General features: G+C 62.4%; 24 protein-coding genes and 1 pseudogene. 4 read left to right on the top strand and 21 right to left on the bottom strand.

Going from position 1 to position 24,280, the window contains the following annotated elements; genetic code table 11:
- The first annotated feature begins 48 nt into the window (after positions 1-48).
- Positions 49-438, top strand: a complete 390-nt coding sequence (locus tag ACSZPK_RS19850) for a protease inhibitor I42 family protein (protein WP_437883256.1) — start codon at positions 49-51, stop codon at positions 436-438.
- Here the strand turns inward: ACSZPK_RS19850 and ACSZPK_RS19845 are convergent.
- A complete protein-coding gene (locus tag ACSZPK_RS19845; RefSeq protein WP_437883255.1) occupies positions 425-2,122 on the bottom strand; it encodes a sensor domain-containing diguanylate cyclase in 1,698 nt (565 codons plus the stop codon). The two genes, ACSZPK_RS19850 and ACSZPK_RS19845, sit on opposite strands and share 14 nt — an antisense overlap.
- A 196-nt stretch (positions 2,123-2,318) precedes the next feature.
- Here ACSZPK_RS19845 and cmoA point away from each other — a divergent pair, with 196 nt between their 5' ends.
- Positions 2,319-3,062, top strand: coding sequence for a carboxy-S-adenosyl-L-methionine synthase CmoA (cmoA, locus tag ACSZPK_RS19840; protein ID WP_437883254.1), 744 nt, complete (start codon positions 2,319-2,321; stop codon positions 3,060-3,062).
- Positions 3,059-4,027 (top strand): tRNA 5-methoxyuridine(34)/uridine 5-oxyacetic acid(34) synthase CmoB, encoded by a 969-nt coding sequence (gene cmoB, locus ACSZPK_RS19835; protein WP_437883253.1) that lies wholly within the window; start codon positions 3,059-3,061, stop codon positions 4,025-4,027. The genes cmoA and cmoB overlap by 4 nt, the downstream gene beginning before the upstream one ends.
- 293 nt (positions 4,028-4,320) lie before the next feature.
- Here the strand turns inward: cmoB and ACSZPK_RS19830 are convergent, their stop codons facing one another.
- The 9 genes from ACSZPK_RS19830 to dmpE all read right to left on the bottom strand — a co-directional run bounded on the left by ACSZPK_RS19830 (position 4,321) and on the right by dmpE (position 11,503).
- A complete protein-coding gene (locus tag ACSZPK_RS19830) occupies positions 4,321-5,214 on the bottom strand; it encodes a SphA family protein (RefSeq protein ID WP_437883252.1) in 894 nt (297 codons plus the stop codon).
- Between the two features lie 80 nt (positions 5,215-5,294).
- Positions 5,295-6,395 (bottom strand): hypothetical protein, encoded by a 1,101-nt coding sequence (locus ACSZPK_RS19825; RefSeq protein ID WP_437883251.1) that lies wholly within the window; start codon positions 6,393-6,395, stop codon positions 5,295-5,297.
- A 24-nt stretch (positions 6,396-6,419) separates the two neighbouring features.
- Positions 6,420-7,433 (bottom strand): 4-hydroxy-2-oxovalerate aldolase, encoded by a 1,014-nt coding sequence (dmpG, locus tag ACSZPK_RS19820; protein WP_437883250.1) that lies wholly within the window; start codon positions 7,431-7,433, stop codon positions 6,420-6,422.
- A 17-nt stretch (positions 7,434-7,450) separates the two neighbouring features.
- On the bottom strand, positions 7,451-8,374 hold the full coding sequence (locus ACSZPK_RS19815; protein WP_437883249.1) for a catechol 2,3-dioxygenase: 924 nt from the start codon (positions 8,372-8,374) through the stop codon (positions 7,451-7,453).
- Positions 8,375-8,421: 47 nt separating this feature from the next.
- Positions 8,422-8,730 carry a 2Fe-2S iron-sulfur cluster-binding protein gene (locus ACSZPK_RS19810; RefSeq protein WP_437883248.1) on the bottom strand — a complete coding sequence of 103 codons (309 nt, stop codon included), beginning with the start codon at positions 8,728-8,730 and terminating at the stop codon, positions 8,422-8,424.
- A gap of 4 nt (positions 8,731-8,734) precedes the next feature.
- Positions 8,735-9,664: an acetaldehyde dehydrogenase (acetylating) gene (locus ACSZPK_RS19805; protein ID WP_437883247.1), complete on the bottom strand. Its 930-nt coding sequence runs from the start codon at positions 9,662-9,664 to the stop codon at positions 8,735-8,737.
- 48 nt (positions 9,665-9,712) lie between these two features.
- The gene (locus ACSZPK_RS19800) at positions 9,713-9,904 is read right to left on the bottom strand and encodes a 2-hydroxymuconate tautomerase (RefSeq protein WP_437883246.1); all 192 of its coding nucleotides are present in this window, start codon (positions 9,902-9,904) and stop codon (positions 9,713-9,715) included.
- 12 nt (positions 9,905-9,916) lie between these two features.
- On the bottom strand, positions 9,917-10,705 hold the full coding sequence (gene dmpH / locus ACSZPK_RS19795) for a 2-oxo-3-hexenedioate decarboxylase (protein WP_437883245.1): 789 nt from the start codon (positions 10,703-10,705) through the stop codon (positions 9,917-9,919).
- 15 nt (positions 10,706-10,720) lie between these two features.
- Entirely contained in the window at positions 10,721-11,503 is a 783-nt protein-coding gene (gene dmpE, locus ACSZPK_RS19790; protein WP_437883244.1) for a 2-oxopent-4-enoate hydratase, read from the bottom strand.
- A 150-nt stretch (positions 11,504-11,653) separates the two neighbouring features.
- Here dmpE and ACSZPK_RS19785 point away from each other — a divergent pair, with 150 nt between their 5' ends.
- Positions 11,654-12,565 carry a LysR family transcriptional regulator gene (locus tag ACSZPK_RS19785; protein ID WP_437883243.1) on the top strand — a complete coding sequence of 304 codons (912 nt, stop codon included), beginning with the start codon at positions 11,654-11,656 and terminating at the stop codon, positions 12,563-12,565.
- A gap of 15 nt (positions 12,566-12,580) precedes the next feature.
- On the opposite strand, the gene ACSZPK_RS19780 is transcribed toward ACSZPK_RS19785, so the two are convergent.
- The 11 genes and pseudogenes from ACSZPK_RS19780 to ACSZPK_RS19730 form a co-directional block, all read right to left on the bottom strand.
- Positions 12,581-12,943 (bottom strand): DUF3509 domain-containing protein, encoded by a 363-nt coding sequence (locus ACSZPK_RS19780; protein WP_437883242.1) that lies wholly within the window; start codon positions 12,941-12,943, stop codon positions 12,581-12,583.
- A gap of 303 nt (positions 12,944-13,246) precedes the next feature.
- On the bottom strand, positions 13,247-13,576 hold the full coding sequence (grxD, locus tag ACSZPK_RS19775; protein ID WP_437883241.1) for a Grx4 family monothiol glutaredoxin: 330 nt from the start codon (positions 13,574-13,576) through the stop codon (positions 13,247-13,249).
- A 140-nt stretch (positions 13,577-13,716) separates the two neighbouring features.
- Positions 13,717-14,484, bottom strand: a complete 768-nt coding sequence (locus tag ACSZPK_RS19770) for a methyl-accepting chemotaxis protein (protein ID WP_437883450.1) — start codon at positions 14,482-14,484, stop codon at positions 13,717-13,719.
- Between the two features lie 87 nt (positions 14,485-14,571).
- Positions 14,572-15,660 (bottom strand): annotated as a pseudogene (locus ACSZPK_RS19765) (cache domain-containing sensor histidine kinase); the annotation flags it as partial.
- A gap of 260 nt (positions 15,661-15,920) precedes the next feature.
- A complete protein-coding gene (fabV, locus tag ACSZPK_RS19760) occupies positions 15,921-17,126 on the bottom strand; it encodes an enoyl-ACP reductase FabV (protein ID WP_437883240.1) in 1,206 nt (401 codons plus the stop codon).
- A 464-nt stretch (positions 17,127-17,590) separates the two neighbouring features.
- Positions 17,591-18,451 carry a LysR family transcriptional regulator gene (locus ACSZPK_RS19755; RefSeq protein WP_437883239.1) on the bottom strand — a complete coding sequence of 287 codons (861 nt, stop codon included), beginning with the start codon at positions 18,449-18,451 and terminating at the stop codon, positions 17,591-17,593.
- Positions 18,452-18,467: 16 nt separating this feature from the next.
- On the bottom strand, positions 18,468-18,959 hold the full coding sequence (locus ACSZPK_RS19750; RefSeq protein WP_437883238.1) for a DUF1543 domain-containing protein: 492 nt from the start codon (positions 18,957-18,959) through the stop codon (positions 18,468-18,470).
- Between the two features lie 58 nt (positions 18,960-19,017).
- Positions 19,018-20,457, bottom strand: a complete 1,440-nt coding sequence (locus ACSZPK_RS19745; protein ID WP_437883237.1) for an efflux transporter outer membrane subunit — start codon at positions 20,455-20,457, stop codon at positions 19,018-19,020.
- Between the two features lies 1 nt (position 20,458).
- Positions 20,459-21,520 (bottom strand): HlyD family secretion protein, encoded by a 1,062-nt coding sequence (locus ACSZPK_RS19740; RefSeq protein WP_437883236.1) that lies wholly within the window; start codon positions 21,518-21,520, stop codon positions 20,459-20,461.
- 16 nt (positions 21,521-21,536) lie between these two features.
- Positions 21,537-23,060, bottom strand: a complete 1,524-nt coding sequence (locus tag ACSZPK_RS19735; RefSeq protein ID WP_437883235.1) for an MFS transporter — start codon at positions 23,058-23,060, stop codon at positions 21,537-21,539.
- Positions 23,061-23,219: 159 nt separating this feature from the next.
- Positions 23,220-24,119: a LysR family transcriptional regulator gene (locus ACSZPK_RS19730; RefSeq protein ID WP_437883234.1), complete on the bottom strand. Its 900-nt coding sequence runs from the start codon at positions 24,117-24,119 to the stop codon at positions 23,220-23,222.
- Positions 24,120-24,280: the final 161 nt, after the last annotated feature.

Here is a 24,280-nt window from a genome sequence, read left to right as displayed (position 1 = left end):
GGCGCGACGGGCTATGCTGGGCGCGACCCGCCGCCCAAGGAGCGCTACATGACCCGCCTGCTGTTGCCCTGTGCCTTCGTTCTGCTGGGTGCCTGCGCCCAGCATCCGCCCAGCGTCACCCTGCTGGATGACGACCTGAGCGACTGCCCGGTGAAGGTCTACACCGGCCAGACCCTGACCGTCACCCTGCCCAGCAACCCGACCACGGGGCTGCGCTGGAAAGTCACCGAAGCGGCGCCGAGCGTCCTGCGCAGCCTCGGCCCCGAGGTCTACAGCGCTCCCGAGGATGCCGGCCTGGTTGGCGGCGCGGGCCAGTCGAGCTGGCGCTACCAGGTCAAGCAAGCTGGCGAGGGTCGCCTGCTGATGACCTATCAGCGCCCCTGGGAAGCCGACCTGGCGCCGGAAAAGACCATCGATTGCGGCATCACCGCCCGTTGACCGCGCCCGCCTCGATTTCCGCCTGGAATACGCACAGGCGGTTGCGCCCCTCGTTCTTCGCCCGGTAGAGCGCCAGATCGGCGTTATGCAACAGGGCCTCGGCCTCTGTGCCGTCACGCGGGAACCAGGCCAGGCCCAGGGAAATGGTGATCGGGCCGAGTGGCTGGCCGCCATAGCGCACCTGCAGGCGACTGACGGCCAGGCGCAGGTGCTCGCAACGTTCGATGGCGTCCTGCATGCTGATTTCCGGCAGGACCAGGGCGAACTCCTCCCCCCCGTAGCGGCACGCCAGATCGCTGCCGCGCACGTTGCGTTTCATTTCCAGCGCCAGGTGACGCAGGATCAGGTCGCCCGCCTCATGGCCGAAGGTGTCGTTGAAACGCTTGAAGTGATCCACGTCCAGCAGCACCACCGCCACGCTGAACTGGTTACGTGAGGCACGCAGCAGTTCACGGCGCAAGGTCTCGTCGAGGAAACGCCGATTGTGCAGGCCGGTCAACGCGTCCATCAGCGACTGCTGGCGCAGGCTGTCGCGTAGCGACAGGTTGGCCACGCCGAGGGACACCTGCTCGGCGAACGCCTCGGCCAACTCCAGATCGACCAGTACGCTGTGATCCAGGGTCAGCACGCCCAGCGGCTCGCCCTGGGCCATCAGCGGCACGCAGACGTAGCCGTGGCTGATCACCGAGGTGTCATGCAAGTGCGGGCAGATCAGGTCCTTGTCCGGATCCAGCACCGCATGGCTCTGCCCACGGCGGATGGCCCAGCAGGCGTTCGGCTCGAAGAACTGCAGCTCCTTGGGCCAGTCGCCCCAACTGATGGCGCCTTCGAGAATGTCCCGCGACGGATGATAAAGCGCCAGGCAACCACTGTTGTGAGGGAACAGCTGTTTGGCGAAACGATTGATGATGGTGTAGCACTCGTCGAACTGAGTGACGGAATGCAATGCGCCCGCCATGCGACTGAGCAGCGACACTTCGAGGTTGCGCTGCTCCAGGCGCTGCACGCCTTCGGAAAGTTTTCCGCTGAGGCTGATGTGCTCGTTGCGCACCTTGCGCGACTCGCGCAGCGTATGAAAGGTGAAATGGAACAGCATGCCGATCACGACCAGGTCGAGCACGCCTATCAGCATCAGGCCGGCCAGGCTGATCCGCTCGCGCCACTGCTCCTGCAACTCCAGTGCGACAATGCGCCTCTGCTGAACGCTGAGGCTTTCCGCAACATGGTCACGCAGGCCTTCCATCAGGCGCTTGCCATTGCCCTGGTTGATCAGTTCGCTGGTCGCCTGCAGACCGGACGCTCTCCGCGTGTCGATGACCAGAGAGAAATACGTGCGCTGCTCGGCGATGCGCGCCTCCATCTCCTGCATCCGCCCCCCCAGCTCGGGGTCGTTGACCAGTTCGCTGTTGAGCTGGCGCGTCAGGCGGTCGACATCGGCATAACCGGCATACAGGGGCGAGAGGAAATCGTCGCGCCCGGTGATGGCAAAACCACGCTGGCCGGTCTCACCGTCCTTGAGGGCAGACAGGAGCAGAGAGATTTCCGCGTTCAAGTGCTGCTGCCGGTCGTATTCCTTGCGGTTCTGCGAGATCCACAAGGTACTGACCAATGGCAAAAGCACATTGAGTACGAGCATCAGGATCGCCAGCATGAAACCGGCCCTGAGTCTGGCTGCGGCTCTCATCTTGTCTTCACACTCCATTGATTTGACGACCATAGCTTAACCCTTACAGGGCCGGCGTGCCGCCCGTAAGGCTCAAGTCTGGCCACGTGCCACGCTGAAGTCTCGACATCCCGGGATGTCGGTCGGCGCAACGGTGGTTGGGTCGCGGGCCCCACTTGGATAAAATGCCGGCCTTTTTACCCTCGCCGGAACCGCCGTGACCGACCAACCCGACCGTCTTTTCTCCCAACCGCAGCCACAGATCAGGGATTTCGTCTTCAACGAGGACGTGGTGCGGGTCTTCCCGGACATGATCAAGCGTTCAGTGCCAGGCTACCCGACCATCGTCGAGAACATCGGCGTGCTGGCGGCCGAGTTCGCCCAGGCCAACTCGGCGCTGTATGACCTGGGCTGCTCGCTCGGTGCGGTGACCCAGTCCCTGCGTCGCCATGTGAAGGCGGATGGTTGCCGGGTGATCGCGATGGATAACTCCACCGCGATGGTCGAGCGCTGCCGCGAATACCTGCACGCCCAGGACTCAATGTTCCAGGAGCTGTTGCCGGTCGAGGTGCTCGAAGGCGACATCCTCAATCTGGCATTTCAGCCGGCCTCGCTGGTGGCCATGAACTTCACCCTGCAGTTCATCCCGCCCCAGGAGCGCCTCGGCCTGCTCCAGCGCATCCGCCAGGCCTTGCTGCCGGGTGGCGCACTGATCCTCTCGGAAAAGCTGCGCTTCGAGGACGACTCGCAGCAGGCCCTGCTCACCGATCTGCACATCGCCTTCAAGCGAGCCAACGGCTACAGCGAACTGGAAATCGCCCAGAAGCGCAGCGCCATCGAGAACGTGATGAAGCCCGACAGCTTCGAGCAGCATCGCGAACGCCTGCACGCCGCCGGTTTCAGCCAGGTGCTGCCGTGGTTCCAATGCATCAACTTCGCCTCATTGATCGCCCTGCCATGATTCACCAACTCGACCTCGACGCCCTCCAGCAAACCCTGGCGGGCACCCCACTGCAAGACTGGGCCGCCGATCTGCCCGGTCATCTCGATGCCAAGCTGGCCGTCGGCCACGGTGACCTGCAACGCTGGTACGCTGCCGTGCTCGACTTGCCGCCGCTGGTCGCGCAGCTCCGCTCGCTGAAACACGGCCTGCGCCTGGACGGCCCTTGTGACGAGGCCTCCCGCGACGAACTGCGCAGCGCCCTGCAAGGGTTGATTCCCTGGCGCAAAGGGCCGTTCGACCTGTTCGGCGTGCATGTCGACAGCGAATGGCGCTCGGATTGGAAGTGGGAGCGGGTTTCGCCCCATATCGACCTGCAAGGGCGACGGGTACTGGATGTCGGCTGCGGCAACGGCTACTACATGTGGCGCATGCTCGGTGCCGGTGCCTCCAGCGTGATCGGCATCGATCCGAACTGGCTGTTCTTCAATCAGTTCCTCGCCATCAAGCGCTACCTGCCCGACCTGCCGGCCTGGCACCTGCCACTGGCGCTGGAAGAATTGCCGCCGCGCCTGGAAGGCTTCGACAGCGTGTTCTCCATGGGCGTGCTCTATCACCGGCGATCGCCCATCGATCATCTGCTGGAACTCAAGGACTGCCTGCGCCGTGGCGGTGAGCTGGTGCTGGAAACCCTGGTCGTCGAAGGCGATGCGCAACAGGTACTGGTGCCGGAGGATCGCTATGCGCAGATGCGCAATGTCTGGTTCCTGCCCTCGGTGCCGGCACTGGAACTGTGGCTGCGCCGCGCCGGGTTCCTCGACGTGCGTTGCGTCGACGTCTCGACCACCCGTGTCGAGGAGCAGCGCGCCACCGACTGGATGCGCTTCCAGTCGCTGCCCGACTTTCTCGATCCGGCCGATCACAGTCGCACCCTCGAAGGCTTGCCAGCGCCAGTACGAGCCACACTGATCGCCCGCAAGCCTTAGAACCTGTTCACGATCTCAGGCGTCAGCGTTATTGAAGCGGTCGAGGGCTGGACATTCGTGCGATAACCGTTCCTACGCGGTGTGTTTGACCGTCACTCCCGCGAAGGCGGGAGCCCAGATGCTTTGAGTCTTCTGGTTTATTCCCCTGCGGGCCAGCGCAAGCGCTGTTCAGCGATGGAGCCGCTGTCCCGCCTTCGCGGGAATGACGAAGGCTCCCAACCGGCTGCGACGTGTATTCACAATTGCCTTAATGCAGCCATTTAGACGGGCTCGAAAAGATCGTGAACAGGTTCTTACAGCGGTACGGTCAATTTCAGCCAGTAGGCATCGCCTTGCGGACGGTTGCGCACGCCGCTTTCCTGTTGCCACTTGCCGGTCACGAACCAGCCAGCCGCGCTGCTGTACTTGATCGACGGGCCGATGGCCAATGCCCTGCCCTTGCTGTCCGCCACCCGCTCGCCGGATTGCCGGTCAGCGCTGACCTGGCGATACAGGTAGCCGCCCACGCCGATCACCCAGCCATTGCCCAGCCCCCAGCCGACGGCATAGTCGGCATGGGCTTCCTGCCCGGAACGGTAGTCGGTGGACGGGTTGCGCAGGTTGAAGTCGTACATCAGCTTGAGATCGAGATTGAGGCCATCCGGGTCGACGTAGCTGAATGCGGCGACCGGTTCGAACGCCCAATGGTTTCGGCCGATGTTGGCCTGCCGATCACGCTCGTAACTGCCGGTCGGGGCGATGATGTCCAGGGCATAGACCGCATGAAAACGCTCGTTGTAGTGGTAGCCCAGGGCCGGACCGAAAATCACGTCGCCCAGGCCCCGGCGCCGCTCGCGATCGCCATTGACGCTGACACTGAGGTCGACCAGCGGGGCGATGGCCTGGAATGCCAGGTCGCCCCCCAGCACCTTGCTCTCGCTCACCCATACCAGGCGTGGCGCGACGACAGTGGCGCGCAGGCGAAAATCCAGGTCGAGGGCGTGCCCATCGTTGCCCTTGAGGTCGTCGGCCGCATAGTGCTGCGCGTACACTTGGGCATACCAGCCCGGCGGCGGCAATGCCCCGGACATGTAGTTCTCCGCCCCCATCGGGTAGGACGAGCCGCCGCCCTCACTGGCCATGCCAGGCGATACCACTCCCAGCAGCAAGGGAATGACGAGCAGTGCGTGCTTGTTGTTCTTGTGCATCTACGGACTCCTTTGTCGAGACGAGCGAACGCCATGCACCGGGCCTCATGGCCGGGTACCTGGAAAGCAATGGAAAAGGGTCAGCGGCGGCGCAATGGCCAGAAATCGAAGAACTGGCTGAATGCAACCAGCACAGGGAAGGTCATCGCCAGCAGTGCCGAGGCCAGCCAGAATTCATGGGCGTAGTCCACCGCGCCCGCGCTCATCGGGCCACTGAGCCAGGGCCCGGCGACCCAGTACAGGCGGGGCAGCACAGCCCCCGCGAGCAGCGCGACCAGCAGTTGCAGCAGGCCGCGCAAAGGCTGCGCGAGCCTACCGAACAGCTCGCCCTCGAAGGCCAGCAGCGGCACCAGGCAACCAAACAGCAGGGCAATCGCGCCATGCACCATGAACGGCACCGCCGCGATCCCCAGTAACCGGGTGGCGCCCAGGTACAGCGCGGCGCTGAGCCCCAGGACCAGCGCGCTGCGCGCCAACCCGGCCCATGGCTGGAGGCCTTGCAGCCGAGAGCCGAGCGGCCAGAAACCGAGCAGCACACAGGCAAAGGTCACCCCCACGGTGGTCACCGCGAAGGCCAGTATCTCGAACGCCGGGGCCAACCCTTGCGGGTCGAGCTCGGCACGGTAGAACGGCGCGCCGGCCATCGCCGAAAAGTCGAACAGCCAGGCAAACAGCCGGTAGCCAAGCAGATAGGCGACCAGCAGCGTCGCCAGCCCCAGCGCCAGCGGGTGGCGCAGCAGCCTGGACAACGGCCAGCACTCCCAGATGATCACCAGCCAGAAGCTCAGCAGCACGCAGAAGATCACGTACATCAGGGTGAAAGGCGTGGGCGGCCCGACTTCCCGGGCCTGGGTGAAGAACACCAGGCTGGCGATCAGGGCACCGCCCGCCAGGCTCATGGCCACCAGGGCCAGCCCGCGCCATGGCTGCGCCAGTTGCTTGAGCCAGCCCGGATACTGGCCGCGCCAGAGCATCGCCAGGACGATCTGCACAGGTACGCAGCAGACCACGAAGAAAGTTACCCAGGTGGCGAAGAATGCGCCGCTGAAACAACCGATCAGCGCCAGCGACAGCACGATCACACAGCCCAGCCCGACGCCGCCGAGAAACGGCTGGTTCCCCAGCGAGAGGCGTTGAGCGGGTTGCTGCAGGAGCACATCGCTATTGTTCTTGTTATGCATGTTCGAATCCCTCGTGCAGTGACGTCAGGCAGGCGTTCCCAGCAAGTCCAGTGCGACATCGACGATCATGTCCTCCTGACCGCCGATCATTCGCCGTCGCCCCAGCTCGACGAGGATGTCGAGGGTCTTCAGGCCGTAGCGCTCGGCGGCGATCTCGGCGTGCCGCAGGAAGCTCGAATAGACCCCGGCATAACCCAGGCCGAGGGTTTCCCGGTCGACCCGCACCGGCCGGTCCTGCAGCGGTCGCACCAGGTCATCGGCGGCATCCATCAGCGCATACAGGTCGGTGCCATGGTTCCAGCCCAGCTTGTCGGCGGCGGCGATGAACACCTCCAGCGGCGCGTTGCCCGCGCCGGCGCCCATGCCGGCGAGGCTGGCATCGATACGATCACAGCCCTCCTCCACCGCGACGATGGAGTTGGCCACGCCGAGGCTGAGGTTATGGTGGGCATGCATGCCGACTTCGGTGGACGCGTCCAGCGCATCCTTCAGGGCACGCATGCGCTCGCGCACGTCCCGCATGTTCATCGCCCCGCCCGAGTCGGCCATGTAGATGCAGGTCGCGCCGTAGCTCTCCATCAACCGGGCCTGCTCGGCCAGCCCCGCTGGCGTCTGCATATGGCTCATCATCAGGAAACCGACGGCGTCCATGCCCAGCGTACGGGCGTATTCGAGGTGCTGGCGCGACACGTCCGCCTCGGTGCAATGGGTTGCCACCCGCACCACGCTGGCACCGGCCTGGTAGGCATCCTTGAGGTCATGCACGGTGCCGATGCCGGGCAGCAGCAAGGTGGCGATGCGCGCCTGGGAAATGCTGTCGGCCACCGCCTCGATGTATTCCAGGTCGGAGTGGCGGCCGAAGCCATAGTTGAACGACGAGCCCTGCAGGCCGTCGCCGTGGGCCACCTCGATGCTGGCGACGCCGGCACGGTCGAGCGCCGTGGCGATGGCCCGCGCCTGCTCCAGGGTGTACTGGTGGCGGATGGCATGGCTGCCGTCACGCAGGGTGACGTCGGATATGTAGAGTTTCTTGCTCATTGGAGTCCCCCTGGTTATCAGGTCATCACCGTGAGGAAGCGCTCGTTGAGCACCCGGCTGTGATAGAAGATCGCCTTGCCGATGTCCTTCTCCTGCCAGATCACCGGTTTCTGGTCCGGATAATGGACATCGCCACCGGCGAACACCTCGTTGCGGTTACCGGACGGATCGAAGAAATACATGCTCTGCCCGTGGGTGATGCCATGCCGGGTCGGGCCGACGTCCAGCGAGGTGTCGGTCATCGACAGCAGGTCGCCAGCCCTGAGCAGGGACTCCCAGGTGTCCAGGTAGAACGCGGCATGATGGAACGCCCCGACGTTGCCATCGCCGACGAAGGCCACGTCATGGGCCTTGATCGACAGCGACAGCCAGTCGGCCACGCTCTCGCCGTTGCCATCGAGCACCTGCTCGGTGACGTGGAAGCCCAGCACATCGACGAACAGCTCGCGGTTCAGCGCCAGCTCGCTGCCATGCAATTGGCAATGGTCGAAAGCGTGCGCACGCATGCCACGCAAGCCTCGCGGCCAGGCCTCCGGGTTGATTTCGCCGACGCCCCAGCGGCCGGTGTACTGCTTGTCGGCATACAGTTCGATCCAATGCCCGGTCGGGCACAGGAAACGCACGCGCCGCCCGCAGAAATCCAGCTCCCCGGCGGGGATCTGCTCCACCTGGCAGCCAAAGGCCTGTAGATCCTGGGTCAGTGCAACCAGTGTCTGCTCGTCGCGCACCTTGAAGCCGGTGAAATCCATGCCCGGCACCTCGGCCTCGGCCAGGATCACCGAGAACCGGTCGGTCTCGGTCCAGCCCTTGAGATAGACGCGCCCCTGGCTGTCCTGATGGGTCTGGATCAGGCCAACCAGCTCGACATAATGCCGGAGCGCCTGCTGCATGTTCATCACACGGATCTGGACGTGGCCGGGACGTAGAACACCTTTTCTCATGTCATCACCTGTTTGTTGTAGTTGTTCTGGCTGGGTCAGCGGCTGACTCAGGGTTGCCTTGCAACGGGTTCGAGGATGCGCTCGACCTCCAAGTCGGTTAGTGGATAAAGACGGCAGGCCAGGGCGAATCCCTGCTCGCACTCCTGCGCCGTGACCTGGCGCCGACTCATGGCGCCACAGGCGAAATCCCCCGCGAGCACCCTGACCTTGCACACCCCGCAGCCGCCGTTACGGCAGCCCACGGCGATGGCCTGGCAGCAGGAGCGCTCCATGGCCTGCTGCAACGAAACGCCCTCATCCAGCTCGAAGCGAGCGCCACTGACTCGCTCGCGAATCGACAAGCGGCGCGGCGCCATGGCCTTATGCCCTTGCGCCGGCAATACGCTCGGCACAGGCCAGCGCGGCGGACGTCATGATGTCCAGGTTGCCCGCATAGGCCGGCAAGTAGTGCGCGGCGCCTTCGACTTCGAGGAACACCGAGACCTTCAAGCCCTGGCGCAGGCCGAGCCCCGGCACGTTGATCGGCGTGTCGATGGCCTCGAACTGCACCTGCTGCTTGAGTCGATAACCCGGCACGTAGTCGCGCACCCTGGCGACCATCGTCTCGATACTGGCCGCGATGGCCTGGTGCCCGGCCGGCTCGCACAGCACGAACACACTGTCACGCATGATCGGTGGCGGCTCGGCCGGGTTGAGGATGATGATCGCCTTGCCCCGCTGCGCGCCGCCGAGCCGTTCGATGGCACGGCTGGTGGTTTCGGTGAATTCGTCGATATTCGCCCGGGTGCCAGGCCCCGCCGAACGGCTGGAGATGGCCGCGACGATTTCCGCGTAATGCACCGTCGTGACCTGGGAGATCGCCTTGACGATAGGAATGGTCGCCTGGCCACCGCAGGTGACCATGTTGATGTTCGCTGCCTGCCATTCATCGTCGAGGTTGATCGCCGGGATCACATAGGGGCCGATGGCCGCCGGCGTCAGGTCGATGACCTTGACGCCATGGGCTTGCAAGGCCTCGTTGTGACGCCCGTGGGCCTGCGCCGAGGTGGCATCGAAGACGATGCCGATTTCATCGAAGCCCGGCAGCCCCAGCAGGCCTTCCAGGCCGCCCGCGGTGGTCGCCACCCCGAGCCGCCGGGCACGGGCCAGGCCATCCGAAGCGGGGTCGATGCCGACCAGCGCCGCCATTTCCAGATGCTGGCCATGGCGCAGCACCTTGATCATCAGGTCGGTGCCGATATTGCCCGAGCCGATGATCGCGACCTTGCAGCGTGAACGTGTCGAGGTCATGGGATCTCCTGTAATTGTGCTTGTTGATCCAGGTGAAGCGATGTGGGCTCAGCGCCCACGTTGCTTGGCGGTTTGCCCGGCGATGCCGAAATCGGTGCTGGGCACCTCGTTGATGATTACCCGGATCGACTCGATGGGCGCATCCAGCGTATCCACCGCGGCCCGGCTGATGGCTTCGATGAAATGGGCCTTCTGTTCTTCGCTGCGCCCGGCGATCAGGTGCACTTGAATGATTGGCATGACAGGCTCCGTTCAGACGAAACGCATGGAGACGCTGCCCAGGTGCTGGAAGCGTACGTTGATGTTGTCGCCCACCTCGACGGCGATGGCCTCGGTCACCCCGCCAGTGAGGATCAGGGTGCCGGCGGGAATATCGCGGTCGCGGGCTCCCAACATGTTGGCCAGCATCGCCACGCTCTGCGCGGGATGGCCGAGAACGGCGGCGGCACTGGCGGTGGCCACCACGCGGCCATTGCGCGCCATGACCACGCCGAGATTGCGCAGGTCCAGCCCTTGCGGACGCAACGTGCGCCCACCGAGCACATAGCGCGCAGACGAGGTGTTGTCGGCGATCACGCTCTTGAGGTCGAAGCGGAAATCCTCATAGCGTGAGTCGATGATCTCCACCGCCGGCAAGACGAACTCGGTCGCCGCCAGGACTTCGCCGATGTGGCAACCCGGCCCCCGCAGCGGGCGGTTGGTGACGAAGGCGATCTCCGCCTCGACCTTGGGATGAATCAACGTGCCGGTGTCGATCTCGCCGCCATCCGCCACCGCGCCGTAATCGGTGATGAAACCGTGGATCGGTTCGACCACGCCCATCTGGCGCATCTTGGCGCTGGAGGTCAGGCCCATTTTCAGGCCGGCGATGCGCACGCCACGCTGCCGCTGGAGCTCGCGGATGGCGTCCTGGATGGCATAGGCATCGGCCCAATCCATCTCGGGAAAATCGTCGGTGATCTTGTGAACGGCGTGCGCCTGCCGCTCCGCGCTGTCGAGGTGCAGGGCCAGTTCATTGATGGTGGTCGCGTTCAGCGCCATGTCGTCACACTCCGTTCAGATGAAGCGCACGCTGGCGGAACCGATGCCGCCAAGACTCATGCGCAGGTTGTCACCGGCCTTGACCGGCACCATGGCGGACAGCGCGCCGGACAGAATCACCTCGCCGGCATTGAGGGACATGCCCAGGCGTCCGAGCGTATTGGCCAGCCAGGCCACGGCATTGGCCGGATGACCGAGCGCCGCCGCCCCGGCACCGGTGCCGACGACCTCGCCGTTGAGTTCCAGGGTCATGCCGACCAGGCCAAGATCGAGCTGGCGCGGGTCGATGGCCCCGTCCCCCAGCACGAAGAGCCCGGAGGATGCGTTGTCGGCGACGGTGTCCTGGATGCTGATCTTCCAGTCACGAATGCGCGAGTCGACGATCTCGAAGCACGGCATGACGTACTCGGTGGCACGCATTACGTCGGCAACGGTCAGTCCCGGCCCGCACAGGTCGTGCTTGAGCAGAAAGGCAATCTCCCCCTCCGCCTTGGGCGCGATCAGGCTGGACACGGCAATGGAGGCACCCTCTTCGCGCAGCATCGCCGAAGTGAGATGGCCGAAGTCGGGTTGCTCGACGTTCAATTGCTCCATCACCGCGCGGCTGGTGACGCCGATCTTCTTGCCGATCACTCGCTCGCCGTTTTCCAGACGGCGAGCGAGCACGCGCAACTGCAGTTGATAAGCCTGCTCCAGCGTCAGCTCGGGGTAGCGTTCGGTGAGGGGGGAAATTGCCTGGTTGTCCTTGAGCGCGCGGTACAGCTCGTCGCTCAACTCGTCTAAATGTGTGGATTGCATGAAATGCCTGCCATCAGTGCCGAAAAGAACCATCCGGCGAGTCGCCGGTAGCCGTGGCATCAAGGTAGGGCTGGGCAACGATGCAGTCCAATACCGTATACTCAACGAACAATGACTAAAACGCATCGTTGCACGTCAATGGGCCAGGACATGGAAATCAGGCAATTACGCTATTTCATCGCCGTCGCGGAAGAACTGAACTTCAACCGGGCGGCCGAACGCCTGTACATCTCGCAATCGGCCTTGAGCCGGCAGATTCAGCAATTGGAGGATGACATCTCGGCGGTCCTGCTCGAACGCAACTCCAAGCGGGTCGCGCTGACCAGCGCCGGGGAATCCTTTTATCACCACGCCCAGCGCATTCTTGGCGACCTCAGCTTCGCCGCCGAGGAATCGAAGCTGTTGTCGTCGGGCCAACGCGGCAAGCTGGCGATCGGCATTTTCGGCTCATCGATACTCGACCTCATCCCACAGGTGCTCAAGCGCTTCACCAGTGCCTATCCGGCAGTCGGCGTCTCGCTGCATCCCATGGACAAGGACGCGCAGATCCAGGCGCTGCGTGAACGGCGCCTGACCATCGGCTTCAATCGCCTGGTCCCGGCCGAACCGGATATCGAGCAGGAAGAAGTGCGTCGCGAACCACTGATGCTGGCGCTGAGCGAACAGCATCCGCTGAGCGGGCGCGACAGCATCGACCTGGGCGAGATTCTCGCAGAGCCCATGATCCTCTACCCGCGCGGCGTACGTGGCAGCCTGGTGGTGCAGATTCAGCAAATGTTCTCGCGATACGACGCCCATCCGGTGATCGCCCACGAAGTGACGGACGTCACCACCAGCATCGCGCTGGTCGGCGGCGGGTTGGGTATGAGCATCGTGCCGCGTGCGGCGACCAACCTGCGCCTGCCTGGTGTGGTCTACCGGCCGCTGAGTTGTCGTGGCGATTCGGCGATTGAACTGATCTGCCTCTACCGCAAGGGCGATCAGTCACCTGTCCTGCAGGCGTTCTTGCAAACGCTCAGGCGCTTCGGCCAGGAAAACGAACAGGCAGCCGACGCGCCTTGAAGACGCACCGGTGGCTCAAACCGCAGCCGACTGACGCGCGGCTGCCTTGTGGGCATCCAGCTTGCGGCGGGCGAACAGGGTTTTCGAGGCGGTCTGCTGGATCGGTCCGCCAGTGAACGTCGGCAGATCGTTGAGCACCCACTGGCTGCCGTGGGCAATGGAGACCTCGCCCGACGCCAGCTTGATATCCCGCAGCAAATCGCGAATCACCGCACGCACACGCTGCTGGCAAAACACCGCATCACTTTCGATGGCCTTGTTCAGCGTCGCCTGGCCGCCCTGGCTCAAGGTCAACAACAGCTTGCCGTCGGGACGCGGCTTGATGGCGACTTCATGGCTTGGAAAGGCTTGGAACAGCTCACGGATGACGATTTGCATGATGAATCTCCCCGCTCAGGTGGCTTTCACTGCCAAGGAGCGGTGCATGCTACGTGCCAAACCAATTACAAAAAATTATTATTAAAAATCATATAGATACGAAAATTCATGGCAGCTTTGACATTGCAAATTGCAAGATCCATGCGGCCTGTACACATGCAAACTGCACGGCGACGCATACTCCAGCTGTTCCATGCACGCGTACGGCCGGCGCTTACTGGAGCGAATGGCCAGCCATAAAAAATCCGATGCCGGCAACCGGCATCGGATCTTTCTGAAACATTGCGCAGCTTGAAAGCGGGCTTATTCCGCGCTGGCTTTTTGCGCGGCTTCCTTGATCAGGGTCTGCAGTTCACCCTTCTCGAACATCTCGGTCATGATATCGCTGCCGCCGACCAGCTCACCGCCAACCCATAGTTGCGGAAAAGTCGGCCAGTTGGCGTACTTGGGCAGGTTCGCACGGATTTCCGGGTTCTGCAGGATATCGACGTAGGCGAACTTCTCGCCGCAGGCCATCACCACTTGCGAGGCGCGCGCGGAAAAACCGCACTGCGGCGCGTTCGGCGAGCCTTTCATGTACAGCAGGATGGTGTTATTGGCGATCTGGTCTTTGATAGTGTCGATAATGTCCACGGTTCACTCACCTCGTCTGAACGTTCCCCGGTCGGGCTTTCCCGGTTCACAGCCGGGTACGGTGCGCCGATTGTAACCGAAAAAACCCAGCCGGGGGCTCGGACAAGGCCATGCGGGTAGCCTCGCCCAACCGCCCTGGATCAGGTCCTGAAGCGTCCGACCAGGCCGTTCAGCTCGGCAGACAGGTGCTCCAGTTGCTGGGAGTCGGCGCGCGCCGATTGCGCCAGTTCCTCGACCAGCAAGGCGTCGGAATGGATCTGGGCGATATGCCGGTTGATGTCCTCGGCGACCTGGTGCTGCTCTTCGGCAGCCGTGGCGATCTGCGTGCTCTGGTCACGAATGTTATCCACCGAGCTACGGATCTGCTCGAAGCTGTCACGCGCCTGGCGGATACGCTCGACACTGCTCTGCGACATTTCCAGGCTGCTCTGCATCTGCCGGGTCACTTCCTGGGTGCGCCGTGCCAGGTTACCCAGCAACCCGTCGATCTCTCCCGTCGAGTCGGCGGTACGCTTGGCCAAGGCACGCACCTCGTCGGCAACCACCGCGAAGCCACGGCCCTGGTCACCGGCCCGGGCCGCCTCGATGGCGGCGTTGAGCGCCAGCAGGTTGGTCTGCTCGGCAATCGAGCGGATGGTGTCGAGGATGGCATTGATGTTCTTGCTGTCCTGCTCCAGCACCTGCATGGCCTGGGTCGATTGTTGCAGGTTGTCGCTCAGTCGCGAGACGCTGCCGGTGGCTTCGTCGATCTGGGTCTGGCCGTTGTACACCTGGCGATGGCCCGCGTCGGCGGATGCCGCCGCTTCGCTGCACGAGCGTGCCACTTCGTTGGCGGTCGCGACCATTTCGTTGAACGCCGTGGAAACCAGCTCGACCGCCTCACGCTGCCGGCCAGCGGCATCGTTCATGTTGTGCGCAACGCGGGTGCTGGCATCGGATGCCTTCTGCAGTTCTCCGGATGCACCGATGATGCGCTGTACCAGTTGGCGAATGCTGCCCAGGAACTGGTTGAACCAGCGTGCCAGGGTCGCGGTTTCATCCTTGCCCTGGATATCCAGGCTACGGGTCAGGTCGCCCTCGCCCTGGGCGATGCCCTCCAGGCCACTGGAAACGCTGCGGATCGGCCGTACGATCATGCCTGCGAATGCCGCCCCGGCCAGGGCGAATACCAGCACGAGAACCGCGGTGATCAATACGATCAACCACGTGAGACGCGTCGTGGCGCTCATGACCTCATCGCGCTGAATCAAGCCGATGAATCGCCATCCCAGCGCATCCGATGAATAAACATTGGCCATGTAGGTCGTGCCATTGATATTCAGCTCGGTAAAGCCACTGCTGATTTTTGCCAGCGCCGGATAATCCCCTTCCAGATCGGCCAGGGACTTGAAGGTATGCGCGGCGTTGCCCGGATCGACGAGGACGTTGCCACTGTTCTCGACCAGCATCAGGTAACCGCTGTCACCGATCTTGATCTGCTTGACCAGATCGGTGAGCTGCTTGAGCGAGACATCCAGGCCGATCACGCCAATGGGTTGGCCATTCGCCCCTTCCAAGGTGTGCACCGTGCAGATCAGGACGGTGTCGTCAGGCGCCCAATAGTAGGCCGCGGTCCGGGTGGTCTTTCCTGGAGCGGCCATGGCGGCCTGGTACCAGGGACGAACGCGCGGATCGTAGTTGGCCAGTTTGCTGTCGTTCGGCCAGCTGGCATAGCCGCCGTCAGGCCGGGCGACGGAAAGATAGGCCGTCGTCGGGTGGTTTTCCGCAAAGCGCGTGAACATCGCCAGCAACTGCTGATTGTCCTCGGTCAACGGCGTCTGGGCCGCATCGGCGCCCATGTATTTCTTCAAGTCCCCCAGGCTATTGACCAGCGGCTCCTTGGACAAATAGCTCACGTTCTGGCTGATGCTATCGAAGAACAGACGCATGGCATTGTCGATCTGGCGGATCTCTCGGCCACTGCTTTCAACGAAGCCATCCTGCGCCTGGCTGCGTAAATTCAGCACGACGACGAAAGCGACCAAAATGACTGGCACACACGCGACGGCCGCGAAGGCCCAAGTCAACTTCTGTTTGATGTTCATCGAGTTCTCGAGCCTTGGTGACGGCAGCAATGAGGGGTGTTGTTCTTGTTTCTATCGGATCGGCTGTGACCCGCTGAACTTTAGCAGCCGTCGATCAAGCAAGAAAACCAATGGCTCTTGCCAGAGGCCAGCGTGTCGGTTCTGGATAAGCAGGCGCATGAAGGCGACGCAGGCGCCGGGCAATCAGCCTGATGGAAAACGATGAGTGCTGCCCAACGTGGGTAGACGGCACCTGGAAACACCCCAGGTGCCGCTGGCAATCAGAGCGAAATGCAGTCGAACTCGACGAAAGCCGATACGTCGGCGTCGTAGTCCACATCCTTGCGCTCGAAGCCGAACAGCTTCAGGAACTCGCGCTTGTACGCGGCGTAGTCGGTGATGTCGAACAGGTTCTCGCTGGTCACCTGCGGCCACAGGGCCTTGCAGGCATCCTGGACGTCGTCACGCAGTTCCCAGTCGTCCAGACGCAGGCGACCTTCTGCATCGACCTCGGCCGGCTGCCCATCGGCACGATACAGGCGGTCGCGGAACATGCGGTTGAGCTGCTCGATGGTGCCTTCGTGCAAGCCCTTTTCCTTCATGATCTTGAACACCATGGACAGGTACAGCGGCATCACCGGGATCGCCGAGCTGGCCTGGGTGACGACCGACTTCAGTACCGCCACGTTGGCGCCACCCCCAATGGCCTGCAGGCGCTGGTTCAGGCGCACGGCGGTCTCGTCCAGGTCCTGCTTGGCCTTGCCCAGTGCGCCATGCCAGTAGATTGGCCAGGTGATTTCAGTGCCGATGTAGCTGAACGCCTGGGTTTGCACACCAGGAGCCAACACCTCGGCCTTCTGCAGGGCATCGATCCACAGTTCCCAGTCCTGGCCGCCCATGACCGTGACGGTATCGGCGATTTCCTGCTCGCTGGCCGGCTCGATGGAGGCCTCGATGATGACATCCTTGTTGGTGTCGATGGCGGTCGACGTGTACGGTTGGCCGATAGGCTTGAGCGCGGAACGGATCACTTCACCGCTCTGCGGCAACTTGCGTACCGGAGAAGCCAGGGAGTAGATGATCAGGTCGACCTTGCCGCCCATTTCGTTCTTGATCAGCTCGATGACCCGGGCCCGCGCTTCGTCGGAGAAGGCATCGCCATTGATCGATTTGCTGTACAGGCCCTCGGCCTTGGCGAACGTGTCGAATGCGGCGGAGTTGTACCAGCCGGCAGTCCCGGCCTTGGTCTCAGAGCCAGGCTTCTCGAAGAATACGCCCAGGGTATCGGCCTTGAAGCCGAAGGCGGCAGTGATACGCGCAGCCAGGCCATAACCGCTGGAGGCGCCGATCACCAGGACCTTCTTCGGACCATCTTCACGCACGCCGAGGGCGCGGGTGGCTTCGATCTGCTCGAGCACATTGCGCTCGCAACCCACAGGATGCGTGGTGGTACAGATGAAACCGCGAACTTTAGGATGGATGATCAACTTGTCTTCCTCATCGGCAAATAGACCGGCGGCTGATCGGCGATCGCCACAGGCGTCAAGAAATTTTCACTCTCCGGGATTAGGCACGGAGAATTGGCACAGGTCTTTGATTGTCAGGAGATATCGACGCTACAACTGGGCTGCAAGCCACACCTCGGGCGATAATGCTGCGGCAAACGGAGCGGTTCGACAACCTCCGCCGGCTCTGGCGACTCATCGCGCGGACGCAAACATTCTCCGGCAAGGCAACAAAGCCAGCGCCATCCAGCAAAATAAATGCAGCATACGAGCAGTTTTATCCATTGGTCGGCACCCGGCTCGACGATGCAGACTTGCGCATCGCTTTTGGAGTGGTCTGCAAGCACCGCTTCCCGACCGGCCATGGCCGATCAGGAATCCTCCAAAGCGATCCTCCACGTGGGCTCCTCCTTCACTGGACGAGCCCCGTTTTTTTTGGCGAGCGGTCAAAGCACCGGATTCCAGCGCTGGGACCAGTCCGTGCTGTGACGCACGACATGGCGCAGCGTTTCGAAAGCGCTCTGCAACGAGGCGCAGTCCCGCTCGCGGGAATAAACCAGGTACGTGGGATAGGTGAACTCCGGTGCCTTGGGCACCCGCTGCAACAAGCCACATGCCAGGTAGCGCTCGACCACCCGCGTACGGAAATAGCCGCTGCCGCCCCTGCCCAGGATGTATTGCAGGGCCAGAGGGCCGAGATTGAAGCTCACTGCGGCGCGTGCCTTTTCCGGCAAGGCGCTGTCATGCTCCTGGCGAAAACCCTCGCCCCAGTCGATATAGACATAGGGATCGGGGTTGGCCGCCCGAACCAGGATCAGCTTTTCCTCGAGTACCTGTTCGACCTGGTGGCCGGGCCAATAGGCAGGCTGGTAGACCAGTACGGCATCCAGTTCACCGTCTTCGAGCTGACGCAACAGGTGCGGACCGGAACCGATCTCACTGCGTATCGCGTGACTGGGAAGCGCATCCTTCAGCGCACCGATCCACTCCAGCATGAGCGGGTTGCACAGGCTCGTCTCACCGCCGATACGCAGTAGATTGTCGCAGCCGACGGGCATCGGCAGGTCGCGTCGCGCAGCCTCCCAGGTCTGTAGCAACTGAGTCGCATGAACCACGAACCGCTCGCCATCGACGGTCAGGCGACAGCCGCCACGATTACGCACGAAAAGCTGGCACCCGAGCAGGTTTTCCAGCTTCTGAATGCGTGCCGATACGGCGGTCTGGGTCACGCACAGGCGTTCGGCAGCGGAAACGAAACTGCCATAGCGGGCGATGTCGAGAAAGGTTTTGATGCTGTCCAGGTCCATGGGGCTTGCTCCCTACTCACAACAGGATGTAGTCGCTGCGGCGAACGATATCCGCGGTCTGTCCCTCGATCAGCCTGACGTAGCGCCCGCCCACCTGGTCGATGGCGATGCAGTCGTCCACATCCACCAGCGCATCGGTATGCGGCTTGTCCCACGAGCCTGGCATGCAACGCTTGCCTTTGAGCTTGGCCTCGGCCTTGTCACGAGCCACGACCAGCACATAGTGATGGGCCTCGCCAAAATCATGGGGTTCGTAGCCGCCCAGGTTGACGAAGAACAGACGGGGCTCGCCAGCAGCCGGCATCAGCTCGCTCAGTTCGACACGGAAGCCGTCCACGCCACGTACTTCCAGCCAGGAATCGATATGCATGCCGGCCGGGCTGCCGAACCACTCCTGGCGCAGTTGCGGATAGGTGTCTTCAAGCGTTTCGGCGAAGGCGAACACCACGTCATGGACCTCGATCTTGGCCCTCGGATGTTTGCCGCCCAGCATGACAACGAACAGCATGATCAATCACTCGGTCGGTTAACGGCGCGCCGCAGTCTGCCGCGCCATTGGCCATCTTTCAATGCACCGTCGCCGAGAGCGCGTCCGCCTGCCAGCCACCGCCTAGCGCCTTGTACAAATCGACCAGGGCCAACGACACCTGGCTGTCACTGTCCACCAGCGCGGCCTGATTGGCCAGCAAGGTATTCTGCACGCTGAGCACATTGAGAAAATCCACCGTGCCCTGGGCATATTGCTGCTCGGCATTATCCAGCGCCTGGCGCGTCTGGCCGACGGCCTGCTCCAGGCTGGCATAGCGACGCTGCTCGGAACGATAAGCCATCAAGGCATCGTCGACCTCATGCCAGGCAGCCAGAACCGTCTTGCGATAGAGGATAGCGGCCTCCTGCTGATGGGCTTCACGCAGTTGCAAAGCACCACGCAGGCGCCCACCGTCGAACAGCGGCACGCTCAGCGACGGGCCGAAGGCGAAACGGCGCGAATCCCAGCCTAGGTCGCTCAACTGCAGCGATTGCAGCCCGACGTTACCGTCAAGCGTGATACGTGGATAGAAATCCGCCTGCGCCACGCCGACCTGCGCGATGGCACCATGCAGGGCCGCCTCGGCACGGCGGATATCGGGTCGCCGCTGGGCAAGTTCGCTCGGCAAGCCAACCGGTATGCGGGCCGGCCCCTTGGGCAGTGCGGCGGCGGTCTGCACGTCGCTCTGCAGTGCCTGCGGCGGCTCGCCCAGCAACAGGCTCAGGGCATTGATCAAGCGAGCCTGGTGCTGCTGCAACGGCGGCAGGCGTGCCTCGATGGCCGCGACCTGGGCAGCCGCCTCGGCCACTTCCAGTTGAGTCGCCACGCCATCGGCGAGACGGGTCTGGTTCAGCCCCAGAGTGCGTCGGGCGATCTGCAGATTCTGCTCGACGATAGCCAGGCTTCTCTGCGTACCCCGTAGCTGGATGTAATTGCGCGCGGTATCCGCCATGACCATCAGGCGTACGCCATGCAGCTCTTCGACGGACACCTGAACGGCCGCATCGGCGGCCTCGACCTGACGCCTCACGCGGCCCCACAAATCAAGCTCCCAGCTACTGTCGAACCCCGCCTGCCAGAGGTTGTAGGCGGACTTGCCGCTATGTCCCGAAGGATCGCTCAGGCCGTTCTGGCTGTTGCGCGAACGGCTGTAGCCGGCAGTCCCATTCAGATCCGGCCACTCATCGGCCGCCGTGCCAATGCGGGCCGCCCGGCTCTGCTCAAGGCGGCTGGCGGCAAGTTGCAGATCCAGATTGTCCTTGGCCACACGCTGGATCAGCGCAGACAGCTGCGGGTCGTTGAACGTATCCCACCAGCGCGCTTGCACTTCGCCTTCGACGGCCTGGCTGTTCACTTCATCACCGATAGGCAACGCCCAGCGCGATGCGAGCACCGGCTCGGGCTTGACGAAATCGGTACCCAGGCTGCAGGCGCCCAGTATCAGGCTGGCAAGAACCAGCAGTGCATGACGTGTCATTTCAATTCACCGCAGCCGTCGCCTGGGGCTCGAAACGCGTGTCGATACTGGCCTCCACGGACATTCCCACGCGCAGATGGCCAACCAGCGGCTGCCCGGCATCCAGCACGATACGCACCGGGATACGCTGGACAACCTTGGTGAAATTCCCCGTGGCATTGTCTGGCGCCACACTGGCGAACGTGACCCCGGTCGCCGGGGCGATGCTTTCCACGTGGCCACGCAAACGCTCGCCGGGAAAGGTATCGACAGCGATCTCGACCGGCTGGCCCAGTCGCACATCGGTCAATTGCGTTTCCTGGAAGTTGGCGACGACATAAGCCTGATCCAGAGGCACCACGGCCAGCAAGGCATTCCCTGGGCTGACGAAAGCGCCAACACGTACGGCTCGACGTCCGACCATGCCATCCATGGGCGCAACCAGTTCGGTATGGGAAAGATCGAGTTCGGCACGGACCGACAAGGCATCTGCACGCTGTACCGCTGCAGCTGCGGCATCGCGCTGGGCAGTGAGGACATCGGTCTGCTTGCGCGTCGCCAACAAGGCCGCCTGGTGTTCCAGTTGATGCGCTTTGGCGGTATCGAAACGCGCCTGGGCCTGCTGCAAATTCTGCAGGGTCCCCGCGCCCTGGCCAGCCAGGTGCGTATAGCGCTCCACCTCGTGCCTGGCAAACAGCACCTCGGCCAGGTCGACCCTCACCGTAGCCTCAGCTTGCTCGATCAATGACGCCTGGCGCTCCAGAATGGCCTGGGCATTGGCAAGCTGTGCCTGGGCACTGGCAACCTCGGCCTTGGCCCCTTCAACAGCTGCGCGATAGTCACGATCATCGATGCGTGCCAGAACCTGGCCAGCCTTCACGCGTTCGTTATCAGCCACCAGCACTTCGCTGATAAAGCCCGAAACCTTGGGTGCGACCAGGGTGTAGTCGGCGTTGACGAAGGCATCATTGGTTGCCTGTTCGCCATGCTCCGCTGTCATCCGCCAAGCCGTCCAGACCAGCAGTCCGGCAGCCATTGCTGCAGCGCAGAAAATCAGTGGTTTTTGCATGCGTGTATCACTCATGTCGAATTCCGTTGAGTCAGGTGGCACGAGGCGGATAGATGCGCGTCGGAACGAAGGGGATGATCAGAATCAAAGCAGCCGCCAGCACAGCCATGTACAGGTAAAGGTCGGCATAGGTCAGTACCATTGCCTGCTGCTGCAGGCGGCGAGCGAGACCAGCGCCATCCACGAATGGCATGTTGCCCAGGCGATCAACCAGCATGGTCGAATGAAAATGCAGGCGGGCTGTAGTCAGCGCATCCAGCACACCGCCGGCCAATACTGCAGCGAAACCTTTTACGGAGTTGAACCAGGCTGAAGCGAACGGCCCCTCGGGCGGAGCGATGCTACCGGTGGAGAGCATCAGTAGCGGCAGTACCGCCATCGGCTGTCCGAAAATCTGCAACAACTGCACGGTGTAGAAGTCATCGCGAATCCAGGCCGAGGTCATATGGCTGCCCAGCCAGCATGACGTCGCCAACATCGCGAAACCACAGGCAAGTACCCATCTGCAGTCGATCCAGCGCAGGTTGCACAGCGCTGCGACCAGAGGTAATGCGAGCAGTTGTGGCATGGCGACGATCAGCATCAAAGGCGCAGTCTGCAACGGCCGATAGCCCTGGACCTGAGCCAGGTATCCCGAAGGAATGACCACGACCGCAAGCAGTACAACCAGGACTCCCGCCAGGGAAAACAGCGCAAAGCTCAGGTTGCGGATTTTGAGCATCTGCAGCTTGAAGAACGGCAGCGGGTGGGACCACTCGTTGACCATGAACAGGATCAGTAGCAAGCCCCCGCCAATCAGTAGAAGAGCGATGAGCGGCGATTCGAACCAGGCCAGACGTTCGCCTTGCACCAGCCCGATGACCAGCATGGCAATGGCCGGAAAGCCGAGCAGCAGCCCACGCCAATCGAACTGCTTGAAACGCTCCAGGCGCACAGGGTCCTGCGGCAGCCCCCAGGCGACGGCAACCATAGCGACCAGGCTCAACGGAATGACCTGCCAGAATGCCCATTGCCAACCAACATACTCGACCCAGAAAGCAGCCAGAGGCGTGCCAAGACCTGGTCCGAACGTCGCCGTCAGGGCGTAACTGGCAAGCCCGTAGACCTTGATGTTAGGGGGCAGGAAGCGTAGCGCGACCGTCATTAGCATGGGCGGCAACGCGCCTCCGGCGAGCCCTTGCAGTGCCCGGAGAACCATGAGCGAACCGAGGTTCGGCGCATGAGGCGACAACAATCCCAGGAGCATGAACCCCGTGATTACGCATAACGTGAAGCAGCGCAGTGAGAAGGTCACCGAAAACCAGGGGGCGAAGGCCATGGCACACACCGAAGGCGCGGCATACAAGGCGATCAGCCAGGAACCTTCGTCATGACCGATCCCCATGGCCCCACGAATGTCACTCAGGGCGATCTTGGTAACGTTCTCATTGAAACCTGAAACGAGGACGGCTAGGAGAACCCCCAGCAGGCCGACGATGATCCGCAGACCAAAAGGAGTAGGCACGGACTTAATGGCCGGTGTAGATACTTGGCCCGCCAACACCGCGGCGGTCATTCTGCGAACGGCCCGAGAGAAAAACTAAAGTGATACATGAAACATTCCGGTACTACGGGTACCGGGAAAGTCTATGGTCATGGACGCATAACGAAAACTGCAATCTATTTAAATAGTCATTGCGCTTGGCGCACGACTAATCATTAGCCGAGCTTAGCGTTACGTGCCCTCGATGCAGCATTGCTTGATCATCGCCCTCAACCAGCAATGCGCCGGATCATTATCAAGACGCGGATGCCAGGACTGCCTCACCCTCACACTATCGAGTGCAAGCGGGATCTCGAATGTCCTCAATGGCAAACCCAGCTCGATACAAGTGCTTCCTACAAGATCGGGCATGGGCAGAATCAGGTCCGACTCACGCAAGGCAAGCACAGCGGAAAAGAAGCTCGGCGAGATCATCGCCACCCGGCGACTCAACCCCAGCTCCGCCAAGGCATGATCGATAGGGCCTCTGGTAATGCCACGTCGCGACACACTCATCTGGTCGAAAGTGGCAAAACGTCTAGGAGTTATCGGCCCATCGAAAATCGGATGCCCTTCCCGTACAAGCCCGACGAAGCTGGCCTCGAACAAGCCTTGCGACTTGATCTCCGGAGTCAACCGATTTGAAGCGCCGACGATCAAGTCGACACGGCCTTCGCGCAAAGCCTCATCATCGCCATTGATTTCCGGTACGAAATGCAGAACGGCATTAGGGGCCTCGAGGTGCATCCGCTCGAAAAGACGACCGCCATAACAAACCATGAAGATGTCATTGGTTCGAACATGGAAATGACGATCCAGGCTGGACAGATCGACTGCCGATGACCTGAACAGCCCCGCGGCCTGTTCAACGACACCACGAACCTGGTCCCGCAACTCCAGGGCGCGCGGCGTCGGCACAAGGCGTCTACCAGCCCTGACAAGGATCGGATCGCCGACAGCTTCTCGAATACGCGCCAATGTGCGGCTCATGGCGGGCGCACTCAGATGCATGCGCCGAGCAGCCCCAACAACACTACCTTCCTCCAGCAGCACATCCAGCGCCACGAGAAGATTGAGATCTGGTAATTGCATGAAACGCATCCATTAGAGATATCAGATGCTTAAATATGCAATTAAACGGGCACTCAGAGTAGATAATCCGCCAATATGCCCAATATTTTCCCTAGCCCAAAGCCAAACCCCCAACCCGATTGCTCGGATTGGGGGTCTGGTGATAGGAGCTTGACGATGAC

The sequence above is a fragment of the Pseudomonas sp. LRF_L74 genome, from assembly GCF_965644255.1.
GTDB lineage: Bacteria > Pseudomonadota > Gammaproteobacteria > Pseudomonadales > Pseudomonadaceae > Aquipseudomonas.
Note: the sequence above shows the minus strand (reverse complement) of the source record. Positions and strands in the feature narration are given on the sequence as shown.